Below are 12,633 nucleotides of genomic sequence, written 5' to 3' on the forward strand. Positions count from 1 at the left end.
GGGGCAACTGGTGGCGCCACCCGGGCGGACCCGGGCGGCACCCAGCGGGCTGTCAGGCCTCGTCGGCCTTCGGGGCCTCGTCCTTGACCTCGTCCTTGGCCTCGTCCTTGGCCTCGGTGACCTCGGCGTCGGTCGCGACCGGCTCGGTCAGGACGTCGGTCGCGGCAGCCTCCGCGGCGGGGGCCTCCGCGGCCGGGGCCTCCGCGGCACCCTCGGCCTTGGCCTCGGTGGCGCCGTTCTGGCTCTCCAGCAGCTCCCGCTCCCAGGCGGCCAGCGGCTCTTCCTGGCCCAGCTCCTCGCCGGCGGCGGCGGAGCCCTGGCCGGAGCGGCCCATCAGACCGTCCGCGACGGCGTCGGCGACGACCCGGGTGAGCAGGCCGACCGAGCGGATCGCGTCGTCGTTACCCGGAATCGGGTAGTCGACCTCGTCCGGGTCGCAGTTGGTGTCGAGGATGCCGATGATCGGCAGCTTCAGCTTGCGCGCCTCGTCGACCGCGAGGTGCTCCTTCTTGGTGTCCACGATCCACACGGCGGCCGGGACCCGGGCCATGTCGCGGATACCGCCGAGGGTCTTGAGCAGCTTGTCGTGCTCGCGACGCTTCTGCAGCAGCTCCTTCTTCGTGACACCGGACGCGGCGACGTCGTCGAAGTCGATGAGCTCGAGCTCCTTCAGGCGCTGGAGCCGCTTGTTCACAGTCTGGAAGTTGGTCAACATGCCGCCCAGCCAGCGCTGGTTCACGTACGGCATCCCGACCCGGGTCGCCTGCTCGGCGATCGCTTCCTGCGCCTGCTTCTTGGTACCGACGAACAGGATCGCGCCACCGGAGGCGACCGTGCTGCGGACGAACTCGTACGCCCGGTCGATGTAGGACAGCGACTGCTGCAGGTCGATGATGTAGATGCCGTTGCGCTCGGTGAGGATGTAGCGCTTCATCTTCGGGTTCCAGCGCCGGGTCTGGTGCCCGAAGTGCACGCCGCTCTCGAGCAGCTGCTTCATGGTCACGACGGCCATGAGTGTCTCCTTTGGCGGCCCGGGTCGCTCGATCCGGGCCTGGTTCTCGGTTGTACCGCCGCGGATCGGGTGACCCGTGGCTCCTGATGCCCGTCGCGCCGATCCACCCGGAGCAAGCTCCAGGACCGAGGACCGTCACAGTTCGTGCGGGCATGCGTAGTCGTCCCACCTAGATGGGACGCCACCGGAAGTGTACGTGACCCCGTGCCCGCAACGCGAACCGGGCGCCGTTGTCCACAATCTCGGAATCACCGGTCGGACGACCACGAAACCACGGCACTTTCTCTGGCATGAACATCACCGCCCTGCCCCCGGCCGATCCCCCGTCCGCCCACGCCTCCGACTGGCCCCTTCAACCACGCCCCGAGGTCGTCCACGGCTTCGAACTGCCCGCCGAACCGTGGCTGCCCGGCCACCGCGGCGTCGACCTCCTCGGCCGCCCCGGCCAACCCGTCCTCGCCGCCACCCCGGGCACCGTCACGTACGCGGGACCGCTCGCCGGGCGCGGCGTCGTCACGATCACGTACGGCACCCGCCGCACGACGTACGAGCCCGTCGCCGCCGACGTACCGGTCGGGGCGTCCGTGCAAACCGGCACCGTCATCGGCCGCCTGTCCGCCGCGGGCACCCACTGCCCACCCAGGACCTGCCTGCACTGGGGCCTGCTTCAAGGCAAGCAGTACCTGAATCCGCTGTCACTACTCCCCCGCCCTCCGGTCCGACTACTCCCGCTGCTGCCCCGGGCGGGACTGACAGCTCCCCTGCCCGCCCCGCCGCTCGCGCCCGCCTCACGAGCCGCGGCCGCACCGCCGCCTCCGGCCGTTCCGGTCGCCAACTCGGCCGATCGGAATCGGCGCGCCGCGAGGCTCGTCGTCGCTGCCACGGCCGCCCTGACGCTGGCCGGCGGTCTGCTGCTCAGACGGCAATGAGCCTCACGGGTGCGGCAGGTTGAGCTGCCACGACACCCCGAACCGGTCGTTGACCCACCCGAACTTCTTGCTGAACCCGTACTCACCCAGCGGCATCAGCGCGCCACCGCCCTCGACCAGCGCGTTGTACAGCCGTTCGAGCTCGGCCTCGTCCGCACAGTCCACGAACAACGACATCGAAGGCGTGAAGGTGAAGCCATGGTGCTGGAAGCTGTCACTGCACATGAACTGCTGCCCGGCCAGCCGGAACACGGCCACCATCACCGACCCCTCCGGGCCGGGCCCTTCGGGGCCGTACTTGGCCATCGACACCACCTCGGCGTCGGTGAACAGCGACAGGTAGAAGTTCATCGCCTGCTCCGCGCCGCCCTCGAACATCAGGAACGTCTTGATCTGCTGCTCGGCCATCATTCATCTCCTACAGTCTCCACTTATATAAGCCAAGACTGTAGCACTCGGTCAGCTGCCCGGGACCCGCGCCTGCCACGCGTCCTCGTCCCGCGAGCGGCGCTCGACGCCGGCCGGGAGCTTGTTCTTGGCGAGATCGGTCAGCGTGGTGTTCTCGAGTACGTCGCGCAGACTGGCCCGCGCCGCGATCCAGACCCGCTGCAGGACGACCGCGTGCTCGTTGTAGGACACGCTCTCCGGACGCACGCCGGAGATGCTCACGATCGGGCCGTCGACGGCGCGCATCACGTCCGCGACCGAGATCTCGTTCGGGTCCACGGCCAGCCGCCAGCCACCGGACTGTCCGCGCTGGCTGGACAGCACGCCGGCCCGGCGCAGGTCGGCGAGGATGCCCTGCAGGAATCCGTGCGGAATCCCCTGCGCCCGGCTCAACTCCTCGGCCGACACCACCGAATGGTCGTTGGCCACCCACCGTTGGGTGATCTCGATCAGAGCTCGCAACGCATAGTCAGACTTCGCCGAAACCCGCATGTTCCGCAGTCTGCCGCATTACGGCACCCACCGGCCGCATTCCTCGCGGACGACCCGGCCTCAGGCCCGGGGATGCGCCTGCTGATAGGCCTGCCGGAGCCGATCGTTGGAGATATGGGTGTAGATCTGGGTGGTCGCGAGCGACGCGTGCCCGAGCAGTTCCTGCACGCTGCGCAGATCCGCCCCGCCTTCGAGCAGATGCGTTGCCGCGGTGTGGCGGAGGCCGTGCGGAGCCATGTCCGCGTCGACGACGGCCTCGACCCGCTCGTGCACCAGCCGGCGGACCGCTCGCTGATCGATCCGGCCGCCGCGCGCACCCAGGAACGCGGCCGGCCCGCTCCCCTCCCGCGCCAGCTTCGGCCGGGCCTCCGCCAACCACCGTTCGAGCGCCTGCCCGGCCGGTACGCCGTACGGGACCGACCGCTCCTTCCGCCCCTTGCCGAACACCCGGACGACGCGCCGCGACCGGTCGATGTCGTCGACGTCGAGAGCGCACAACTCGCCGACCCGGATGCCGGTGGCGTAGAGCAGTTCCATGATCGCGAGGTCGCGGAGCCCGACCGGGCTGCCGTCGTCCGCGGCGACGGCGGCGGCGTCGAGCACCGTGCGGGTGTCGGCCTGGTTGAGCACACCCGGCAGCGTCTTGTGCGCCTTGGGGCTGGCCAGCAACGCTCCGGGATCCGTACCGATCCGTCCAGTTCGTTGCGCCCAGCCCGTAAACACCCTTGCGGCCGTCGCGCGGCGGGCCATCGTGCTGCGGGATTTCCCCAGACTTTGCTGTTTGGCCAGCCAGGACCGCAGCCCGCGGATGTCGAGCCCGTCGAGATCATCGTGACCAAGCCGAATCAAATGTTCGAGTAAATCCGCCACATCGCCGATGTAGGCTCTCACCGAGTGAGTGCTGAGGTCTCTTTCCGCCGTCAGATGCCTTTCGTAGTCAGCCAGTAACGCAGTGAAACCTTCCGGCCAGGAAGGGATCCCGCTGACTTCGTCCGGCGCCATACCCTGACGATGCGGGAGCCGCCCCGGCACCGCAAGCCACCGCGCGGGGGCCGGGAAAAGGAGGTCTGGTCGATAGCCCAACGGTCGACTACTGTTCGGCCCGATTGCCCTAGTAGCAACGGAGGCACCCCTGACCATGGCCCCCTCAGCGAACGGACAGACCGTAGGCCGGCGCCTGCCGGTCGAGTCGGCGTTCACTCGAGTCGAGGATGCGCGGCACCGTCTGCCGCGCCTGTTCGGTCGTCGCGACCTGGTTGTACTCGGCCTGGGCGTGATGATCGGCTCAGGCATCTTCAGCATCAGCGGCGTCCAGGCGGCGAACGTCGCCGGACCGGCGGTGATCCTGTCGTTCGTGATCGCCGCGATCGTCTGCCTGCTGGCCGCGGCCTGCTACGCCGAACTGTCGTCCACGATCCCGGTCTCCGGCAGCGCATACACGTTCAGCTACGTGACGTTCGGCGAAGCGTGGGCATGGCTGGTCGGCTGGGCACTTGTCCTCGAACTCGTCACCGCGGCGGCGATCGTCGCTCGGGTCTGGTCGGCGTACTTCCTTGCCACCCTGGACGGGTTCGGCGTCACGCTGCCGAGCGGAATCGCGCAGTTCTTCGGGCCTGAAGCGAAGGTCAACCTGGTCGCTCCGCTGCTGCTGCTGATCCTGACCGCGCTGATCGTGACCGGCACGAAGCTGTCGTCCCGGGTGCTGACCATCGTCGTGGTCGCCAAGGTCGCCGTGATCCTGCTGGTCGTGGTCATCGGTGCGGCGCACATCAAGATGGCGAACTACCACCCGTTCGTGCCGACCGCCCGGGCCGCGCCCGCCAAGGCCGATCCGACCGTGCTCGGCTGGGTGCTGGACTCCGCGTTCGGCTCGTTCGGGACGATGGGCATCTTCACGGCCGCGAGCACGATCGTGTTCGCCTACATCGGTTTCGACCTGATCGCGACCGCGTCCGAGGACGCCCGCAGCCCGCGCAAGACCGTGCCGCAGGGCATGCTGCTCGGCGTCGGTGTGGTGACGATCCTTTACATCGCGATGGCGGTCGTCCTGGTCGGCATGCGCCCGTACGCGAAACTCGGCGGCTCCGCGCCCGTCTCCGAGGCACTCGCCGCGGTCGGCGTCGGCTGGGCCGCGAAGGTGGTCAATCTCGGAGCCCTGCTCGCGTTGATGACCGTGATCATGGTGGTTCTGATCGCGCAGAGCCGGGTGCTGTTCAACATGGGCCGCGACGGCCTGCTCCCGAAGAGCCTCGGCCGGGTCAGCCGGGTGTACTCCTCCCCGGCCCGCGCCGCGACCGCCGCCGGCGTCGCCGCCCTGGTCCTCACGCTCTACCCCAAGGTGCTCGAACTCGAGGAACTCCTGGTCATCGGAGCCCTGTTCTGCTTCGCGTTCTGCGCCGTCGGCGTGCTCCGCCTGCGCCGTACGGAACCGAACCTCGAACGCGGCTTCCGGGTGCCGATGGTCCCGCTCATCCCGCTGCTGTCGCTCGGCGCGACGCTGTGGCTGATGCTCAACCTGAAGACCGGCACCTGGATCAAGTTCTTCATCTGGATGGCGATCGGCATCGCGATCTACGGCCTCTACGGCCGCTGGCACAGCCGCCTCGCCAACGAGGACAGCTGGGACTTCGACCTCGGCGACACCGACCCCGGCACCGGCGGCCTGCAAGCGATCCGCCAGGACCACGACCGGCCCACCGAGCTGCGGGCCATCCGCATCCCGCCCGAGCAGCAGCAACCGCCGAAACCGACCCGCGGCAAACACATGCGCAACTGATCCGCTGATCTGCTGCGGTCCGCACGACGCGATGGTTTTCCACAGCTGAAAAATGACTGCTGAAATCCGGCCGGATCCCGGCATCTTCTCTGCCGGAGGTGGTCATCGATGCGGACCAGGACAGCAGTCGGGCAGTACGGCGAAGATCTCGCCGCGAGGTACCTCACCAGCAACGGTTTCTCGGTGCTGGAGCGCAACTGGCGTTGTGATCTGGGCGAAATCGACATCGTCGCCCGCGAAGCCGGCACCTTGGTCATCTGTGAGGTCAAGACCCGCCGCGGACCGAACTACGGCTCGCCGCTGGAGTCGATCACCTACAAGAAGCTGACGACGCTTCGCAAGCTGGCCGGACGCTGGCTGCAGACCCACGAGATCCGGCCGTCGGCGATCCGGATCGACATCATCGCGATCGTCTTCGACAACCACACCCCGCCGAGCGTGGACCACCTCCGAGGTGCGGCCTGATGGCGCTCGCCCACACCTGGTCGGTCGCCCTCGTCGGCCTGGAAGGTCACCTGGTCGAGGTCGAGACCGACATCTCCCAAGGCCTGCCGAAGACCACCCTCATCGGTCTGCCGGACGCCTCGCTGACCGAGGCCCGCGACCGGGTCCGCGCCGCCGTCGTCAACAGCGGCGAGCGATTCCCCGATCGCAAGATCACCATCGGCCTGTCACCGGCGACGCTTCCCAAGACCGGTTCGCACTACGACGTCGCCATCGCGCTCAGTCTGCTCACCGCGGCCGGGGTCATCGACCGCGATGCGCTACGACGGACCGCGATCATCGGCGAGCTCGGCCTCGACGGCCGAGTTCGCGAGGTCCGCGGCGCGCTGGCCATGACGCTGGCAGCCGCCCGCGCCGGCTTCGACCGCATCGTCGTCCCAGAGCTGAACGCCAACGAGGCCCGCCTGGTCCCCGGCATCGAGGTGTACGGTGTGCGCTCGCTGCGCCAGATTCTCGCTCTGCTACGCGGCGTGGAGATTCCCGACGAAGCACCACCGCGAGCCGAGCCCCGGCTGTTGTCCGACTCGCTGACCCGGGTACCGGACGTCGACCTCAACGACGTGATCGGCCACCGCGACGGACGACGCGCAATCGAGGCCGCGGCCGCGGGCGGCCACAACCTGTTCCTGCACGGCCCACCAGGCTCCGGGAAGACCATGCTCGCCGAACGTCTGGGTGGCCTTCTGCCTGAGCTCTCGATGGAGGACGCGCTCGAGGTCTCGGCTGTACATTCGCTGGCCGGCTTGCTGACCAGCGATGCCGAGCTCGTCACCCGTCCGCCGTTCATCGCACCGCACCACACGGCATCGTTGGCCAGCCTGGTCGGCGGCGGCTCAGGTGTGCCGCGCCCGGGAGCGATCAGCTGCGCACACCGCGGCGTCCTGTTCATCGACGAAGCCGCCGAGATGCATCCGCTGACCCTCGACACGCTGCGGCAACCCCTCGAGTCCGGATACATCGAGATCCACCGCTCCGCCGCGGTCGCCAAGTTCCCCGCCAGGTTCATGCTCGTGATGGCGGCGAATCCGTGCCCGTGCGGACTGTCCGGGACAGACCAGAGCACTTCGTGCACCTGCACGCCGCAGGTCCTCATGCGCTACCGGCAACGGATCAGCGGCCCGATCAAGGACCGGCTCGACATCCAGCGCCAGATCCTCCCCGCAGCCCGAACAGTCGGCGACAGCCAGACATCCGAATCAACCGCCGTCGTGGCTGACCGGGTCAAGACCGCCCGTGATCGACAGGCGCTCCGCTACACAGCGACGAGCTGGACCCTCAACAGCGAGGTCCCCGGCCCGATCCTCCGCCGAGACCATCCACTCGACGACACCAGCCAAAGGCTCCTTGAGGATCTCTACTCGGCCGGCCGCATCACCGCTCGAGGCCTCGACCGCGTAGTTCGCCTCGCCTGGACCCTGGCCGACCTGCAAGGCATGACTCGCCCAACGCCCGAGCTGACCTACGAAGCCTTTCAACTCCGAACGGGCGAACCCCTCACTGACCTTGCCGACGCCCGCCCCCTCAAAGGACCGCTGTCATGACCAATCCAACAGCCCTCCGCTTGGCCCGACGCACCGCAGCCATCCGAATCAACGCACCGATTCCGGTGGCCACGGAACCCACCACCATCAGCCCGGACCCAACGGCGACCGCTCCCAGCAGTCCCAACATCAGCCTTGACCCCGCGGCGACCACTCCCGCCAGTCCCAACATCAGCCCGGCCGCAGTCCTCGCGGCCGCTCCAGGCACTACCCGGGCCAGGACACTCACCGCAGACCTAGCCTCTGTTCCGACCGGGAACCTCATCTCAGCTCCGGCGTCCGCTCTCCCAACCGGCCTCACCGCAGAAGTCGCACCAGACTCCTTAGCCTTCGCAGGCGCGGAGGTGACCGCCGAGTCTGGCGGAGGTTCAGGGACCGGCAGGGGTTCGGGAAGGAAAGTGCTGAGCGGCGGAGGCAGGGACGACGACAGGCTGGCGCGGGTTGGACTGTGTCGGGTGATCGAGCCTGGAGACCTGAAGGCGTTACGGATGTTCGACGGAATGGCTCCAGCGGAGATCTGGGACGTGCTGATTCGGAAAGCCCCCGGAACCGAACGGTGGTCACCACGGTTGTCGGAGACCGACCCGAAGCGCGATCTGGAGCGAGCTGCGGATGTCGGCGCGCGATTCATCATTCCTGGCGACGACGAATGGCCGGAGCAAGTCGACGTCCTGGCGGAGGCGGGTCAGCTCGCACGCCGGGCAGGGGTCCCGTTCGGGCTCTGGGCCAGGGGGCCGCTGAACCTGCGGACCGCGCTCGATCAGTCGGTCGCGATGGTTGGATCACGTGCAAGTTCGTCGTATGGCGAACATGTCGCGGCCGAGTTGTCGTCGGGGCTCGCGGACAACGGGTTCGTGGTGGTGTCCGGTGGGGCATACGGGATCGACGCGGCTGCTCACCGAGGAGCTCTCGCCGCGTCCGGCGCGACGATCGCCGTGCTGGCATCCGGCGTCGACAAGTTCTATCCGCGACGCAACTCGGCGTTACTCAGCCTGATCGCTGAACAGGGGCTGATCGTGAGCGAGCTTCCATTAGGATTTCCCCCGACCAAGCTGCGCTTCCTGGCGCGAAATCGACTGATCGCGGCCGCCACTCGAGGCGTCGTCGTGATCGAAGCAGCAGCCCGAAGCGGCGCTCTAAACAGCGCCGGCTGGGCCGAGCAGTGCGGGCGAGCAGTCCTGGCAGTTCCGGGGCCCGTCACATCCCGGATGTCCGAGGGCACCCATCTGCTGATCCGCGAACGCGGCGCCGTCCTCGTCACCAACGTCGCCGAGATCATCGAAGCAATCTCCCCGCTGGGCACCCACCTGGCGCCCCATCGAGTCGTCCCCACCACCCCGTACGACCAACTCGACCACGACCACCGCCGCACCTTGGACGCCGTCCCCGCCCACAAGGCCGCGTCCGCCGAACGAATCGCCATCGACGCCGGCCTGGACCTCAGCACCACCCGCGAGTGCCTGGAATACCTCGCCGACCTCTCCCTGGTCCAACGCGACGAGACCGGCTGGCACCTACCACCAACCACCATCGAACCAGACACCACCCCCTGACGACCCACACAGGCTTCCCGGCCGACCGAAACGAACCCAACCGCCCGCCCAGCCATCCGCCGCGCGCCCAGCCAGCGTCCGCCCAGCCGACGCCGGGCGAGTGCGCGGCAAGTGTGCGGGCAAGTGCGCCGGCGGGACGGCGTGGCTTTGAGCAGGCTGCCGTGTGCGGTGTTCGTGCGGGCGGCGGCCTGGGTTGGCTGGCGTCAGTTCGTTGCTGGGAGCGGGGGTTCGTCGCGGGGTGGGGTTAGCGGCCGAAGTCGGAGTCTTTGGGGACTTCGAGGTCGGATTTGGCCAGTTCTTCGATGTTGACGTCGCGGAAGGTCACGACCTTCGCGTTCTTGACGAAGCGGGCGGAACGGTAGACGTCCCAGACCCAGGCGTCGGCCATCGTGACCTCGAAGTACACGTCGCCGCCCTCGGTGCGGACCTTCAGGTCGACCGCGTTGCACAGGTAGAAGCGCCGCTCGGTCTCGACGACGTACTTGAAGATCCCGACGACGTCCTTGTACTCCCGATAGAGCTGCAGCTCCATATCGGTCTCGTACTTCTCAAGGTCGTCAGCGCTCATGCCTGCACCTCACTGCGCTCGGTTCCTGCATGAGCGCTGCGGGGCGCTGCATCATCGGTTCGCTCGCTCACGTTCAGCTCTCCACTCCGGTGGGACTGGTCACATTCTGTCCCATATCGGGTCGCAGACTGCGGCGGACATTCTCAAACCGGCGGCGATGTTGTGGGCACGGGCCGTATTCGTCCAGTGCCGCCTGGTGTTCCGGGGTGCAGTAGCCCTTGTGAATGCCGAAGCCGTACTGCGGGTACTCCTTGTCCCAGTGCTCCATCACCCGGTCGCGGGTCACCTTCGCGATCACGGACGCCGCCGCGATGCAAGCCGCCACGCGGTCACCCTTCCAGATCGCCAGGCCCGGTACGCCGAGACCGTCGACGCCGAAGCCGTCGGTGAGGACGTACGACGGGCGGACGTCCAGGCGGAACAACGCGCGGCGGAGGGCTTCCACATTCGCGACGTGCATGCCGAGGCGGTCGCACTCCGCGGCCTCGATCGACACCACCGACCACGCGAGCGCCCGCTGCCGGATCTGGTCGTAGCACCGGTCCCGCGCCTTCGCGGTCAGCAGCTTGGAATCGGCGAGCTCCGGGATCTGGCCGCGCTTGCCCTCCGGCAGGATCACGGCCGCCGCCACCAGCGGCCCCGCACACGGCCCACGACCGGCCTCGTCGACGCCGGCGATCGGGTCCAGGCCGACCCTGCGCAGGGCCCGCTCGTACCCGTACAGCCCGGCGTCCCGCCGTACCGTGCTCCCGCGCGGCAACGCGCTCATCCAGACCTCCGCATCACACAACTCACCCTAGGCGTCAGCGGCGACAGGTTCTCACTTCGGGGGTGGGGTGAGGGATATCGAGGGTTTGTCCGGCGCGGGGCCGGGGGCCGGGACCGCTTTGAAGGTGTCGGGGACGCCGAGTTTGGCCCAGCGGCCGGCCGGCCAGACGATCGCGATCGCGCGTCCGGTGACCTTGTCGAGCGGTACGAACGCCGCGTCGCCCTGGTTGCCGCCGTTCGCGTCCAGGTCCTGCAGGTGTACGCGGGAGTCGCCGGAGGCGGAACGGTGATCGCCCATCACGAAGATCCGGCCGGCCGGGACGGTGACCTGGAACTCCATCTGGGACGGTGCGTCGCCCGGGTACAGGTAGCCGGTCTCGTCCAGCGGCTGACCGTTCACCAGGATGCGGCCCTTGGCGTCGCAGCAGGCCACCTTGTCGCCCGGCATGCCGATCAGGCGCTTGATCAGGTGACCGTGGCTCGAGTCCGGCAGCAGGCCGACGATCTCGAAGAACCGGCCGACCGAGCCGCGCTTCTGGCCGCTCTCCTCCTGGCCGAGCCAGCCGCCCGGGTCCTCGAACACGACCACGTCGCCGCGCTTGACGTCGGTGAGCTTCTCCACCACGACCCGGTCACCGACCAGCAGGGTGTTCTCCATCGACTCGCTCGGGATGATGAACATCTGCCCGACGAACGCCCGCAGGATCGACGACACGATCAGGGCGCCGACCACGATCAGCACGAACTCGCGGGCGGCCGCCGCGAACCCCGAGCGGTGGCCAGGTTTGGCGTCCTTGGCGTCCGGCTTGGTCGGTGTATCGGTCACTTCTTCAGCCCCGGCTTCTTGAAGGTATCCGGAGGACGCAGCATCGTCATCCGGTCAGACGGCCAGATTACGCAACAGGCCCGGCCAACCACGTTCTCGACCGGTACGAATCCGCCGCCGGGGCCGCCCATGTGCGCGCGGGAGTCGGCCGACTCGGCGCGATTGTCCCCCATCACCCACAGATGGCCGGGCGGCACCAGCACGTTGAAGGGGATCTCGGACGGCTTGGCGTCCTTGAGCAGGTACTCCCGCTCGTCCAGCGCGATGCCGTTGACGGTGATCTGGCCCTGCTTGTTGCAGCAGACCACCCGGTCGCCGCCGATGCCGATCACCCGCTTCACCAGGTGACCCTCGCCGCTGCGCGGCAGGATGCCGACGAACTCACCGATCCGGCGCAGCGTGCCCGGCTCGGTCGGCGCCTCGTTCAGCCAGTTGGCCGGGTCCTTGAAGACGATGATGTCACCGCGGTCGACGTCGCGGTGCATGTAGCTGATCTTCTCGGCCAGGATCCGGTCGTCCTTGGTCAGGGTGTCGTACATCGACTCCGACGGGACGTAGAAGGCCTCGGCCACGAACAGCCGCAGGATGACTGTGATGACGAGCGCGAGCGCCGTGACGGTGCTCATCTCGACGAGCAGGCTGAGCAGCGGATTCCGCTGCTTCAGCCTGCGGTGCCGTCCCTTGCTGCGACGTGCCCTCGTCGATACCGGCCGAGGGCGAGCGCGAGTCGCAGTGCTCGGCGCCATAGGTGACCGTCGTCGTTACGCGGCGTCAGGAGGCCGGAACTTCGCGCTTCTCCTTGATCTTCGCCGCCTTACCGCGCAGCTCGCGCAGGTAGTACAGCTTGGCGCGGCGGACGTCGCCGCGGGTGACGACCTCGATCTTCTCGACGATCGGGGTGTGCAGCGGGAAGGTCCGCTCGACACCGACGCCGAAGCTGACCTTGCGGACCGTGAAGGTCTCCTGCAGGCCGCCACCCTGGCGGCGGATCACGACACCCTGGAAGACCTGGACGCGGGACCGGTTGCCCTCGACGACCTTGACGTGCACCTTGACGGTGTCACCGGGGCGGAAGGCGGGGATGTCGTCGCGCTTGCTCGCGTTGTCGAGCTCGTTCAGGACGTTGCTCATCTTCAGGTGTCTCTTTCTCGCGCGTGCCACAGGTCACCCACGAATCTCGGTGGTGATGAAGTCATCAGAAGGCTGCCGGTCGGTGG

General features: G+C 68.2%; 14 protein-coding genes. 5 read left to right on the plus strand and 9 right to left on the minus strand.

The features are described from left to right. Positions 1 to 52 precede the first annotated feature (52 nt). Complete coding sequence (gene rpsB / locus ACFYRU_RS33540; RefSeq protein ID WP_387666251.1) at positions 53 to 1,012, minus strand: 30S ribosomal protein S2; 960 nt, start codon at positions 1,010 to 1,012, stop codon at positions 53 to 55. A 290-nt stretch (positions 1,013 to 1,302) separates the two neighbouring features. Between rpsB and ACFYRU_RS33545 the strand changes: the two genes are divergently transcribed. Beyond that, entirely contained in the window at positions 1,303 to 1,941 is a 639-nt protein-coding gene (locus ACFYRU_RS33545) for a peptidoglycan DD-metalloendopeptidase family protein (RefSeq protein WP_387666255.1), read from the plus strand. Positions 1,942 to 1,944: 3 nt separating this feature from the next. On the opposite strand, the gene ACFYRU_RS33550 is transcribed toward ACFYRU_RS33545, so the two are convergent. The 3 genes from ACFYRU_RS33550 to ACFYRU_RS33560 are packed head-to-tail and all read right to left on the minus strand — an operon-like array spanning position 1,945 to position 3,882. Continuing rightward, complete coding sequence (locus ACFYRU_RS33550; RefSeq protein ID WP_387666257.1) at positions 1,945 to 2,349, minus strand: VOC family protein; 405 nt, start codon at positions 2,347 to 2,349, stop codon at positions 1,945 to 1,947. 51 nt (positions 2,350 to 2,400) lie between these two features. Continuing rightward, a complete protein-coding gene (locus tag ACFYRU_RS33555; RefSeq protein WP_141852253.1) occupies positions 2,401 to 2,880 on the minus strand; it encodes an Rrf2 family transcriptional regulator in 480 nt (159 codons plus the stop codon). Positions 2,881 to 2,940: 60 nt separating this feature from the next. Further along, positions 2,941 to 3,882 (minus strand): tyrosine recombinase XerC, encoded by a 942-nt coding sequence (locus ACFYRU_RS33560; protein WP_387666260.1) that lies wholly within the window; start codon positions 3,880 to 3,882, stop codon positions 2,941 to 2,943. 136 nt (positions 3,883 to 4,018) lie between these two features. On the opposite strand from ACFYRU_RS33560, the gene ACFYRU_RS33565 reads away from it, so the two are divergent. The 4 genes from ACFYRU_RS33565 (at position 4,019) to dprA (ending at position 9,254) form a co-directional block, all read left to right on the plus strand. Continuing rightward, a complete protein-coding gene (locus ACFYRU_RS33565) occupies positions 4,019 to 5,656 on the plus strand; it encodes an APC family permease (protein ID WP_387666263.1) in 1,638 nt (545 codons plus the stop codon). 108 nt (positions 5,657 to 5,764) lie between these two features. After that, positions 5,765 to 6,121: a YraN family protein gene (locus tag ACFYRU_RS33570; protein ID WP_387666266.1), complete on the plus strand. Its 357-nt coding sequence runs from the start codon at positions 5,765 to 5,767 to the stop codon at positions 6,119 to 6,121. Further along, positions 6,121 to 7,701, plus strand: coding sequence for a YifB family Mg chelatase-like AAA ATPase (locus ACFYRU_RS33575; RefSeq protein ID WP_387666268.1), 1,581 nt, complete (start codon positions 6,121 to 6,123; stop codon positions 7,699 to 7,701). The genes ACFYRU_RS33570 and ACFYRU_RS33575 overlap by 1 nt, the downstream gene beginning before the upstream one ends. Positions 7,702 to 8,156: 455 nt before the next feature. Beyond that, complete coding sequence (gene dprA / locus ACFYRU_RS33580) at positions 8,157 to 9,254, plus strand: DNA-processing protein DprA (RefSeq protein WP_387666271.1); 1,098 nt, start codon at positions 8,157 to 8,159, stop codon at positions 9,252 to 9,254. Between the two features lie 244 nt (positions 9,255 to 9,498). On the opposite strand, the gene ACFYRU_RS33585 is transcribed toward dprA, so the two are convergent. From ACFYRU_RS33585 to rplS, 5 genes are all read right to left on the minus strand, one after another. Further along, complete coding sequence (locus ACFYRU_RS33585) at positions 9,499 to 9,822, minus strand: DUF2469 domain-containing protein (RefSeq protein ID WP_012922325.1); 324 nt, start codon at positions 9,820 to 9,822, stop codon at positions 9,499 to 9,501. 73 nt (positions 9,823 to 9,895) lie between these two features. Further along, complete coding sequence (locus ACFYRU_RS33590; protein ID WP_387666275.1) at positions 9,896 to 10,591, minus strand: ribonuclease HII; 696 nt, start codon at positions 10,589 to 10,591, stop codon at positions 9,896 to 9,898. 51 nt (positions 10,592 to 10,642) lie between these two features. Next, a complete protein-coding gene (gene lepB, locus ACFYRU_RS33595) occupies positions 10,643 to 11,416 on the minus strand; it encodes a signal peptidase I (protein ID WP_387666278.1) in 774 nt (257 codons plus the stop codon). Then, positions 11,413 to 12,042, minus strand: a complete 630-nt coding sequence (gene lepB / locus ACFYRU_RS33600) for a signal peptidase I (RefSeq protein ID WP_387666281.1) — start codon at positions 12,040 to 12,042, stop codon at positions 11,413 to 11,415. The genes lepB (ACFYRU_RS33595) and lepB (ACFYRU_RS33600) overlap by 4 nt, the downstream gene beginning before the upstream one ends. A 145-nt stretch (positions 12,043 to 12,187) precedes the next feature. Then, a complete protein-coding gene (rplS, locus tag ACFYRU_RS33605) occupies positions 12,188 to 12,547 on the minus strand; it encodes a 50S ribosomal protein L19 (protein ID WP_131291903.1) in 360 nt (119 codons plus the stop codon). Positions 12,548 to 12,633: the final 86 nt, after the last annotated feature.

The organism is Kribbella sp. NPDC004536 (genome assembly GCF_042873835.1).
Classification (GTDB): domain Bacteria; phylum Actinomycetota; class Actinomycetes; order Propionibacteriales; family Kribbellaceae; genus Kribbella.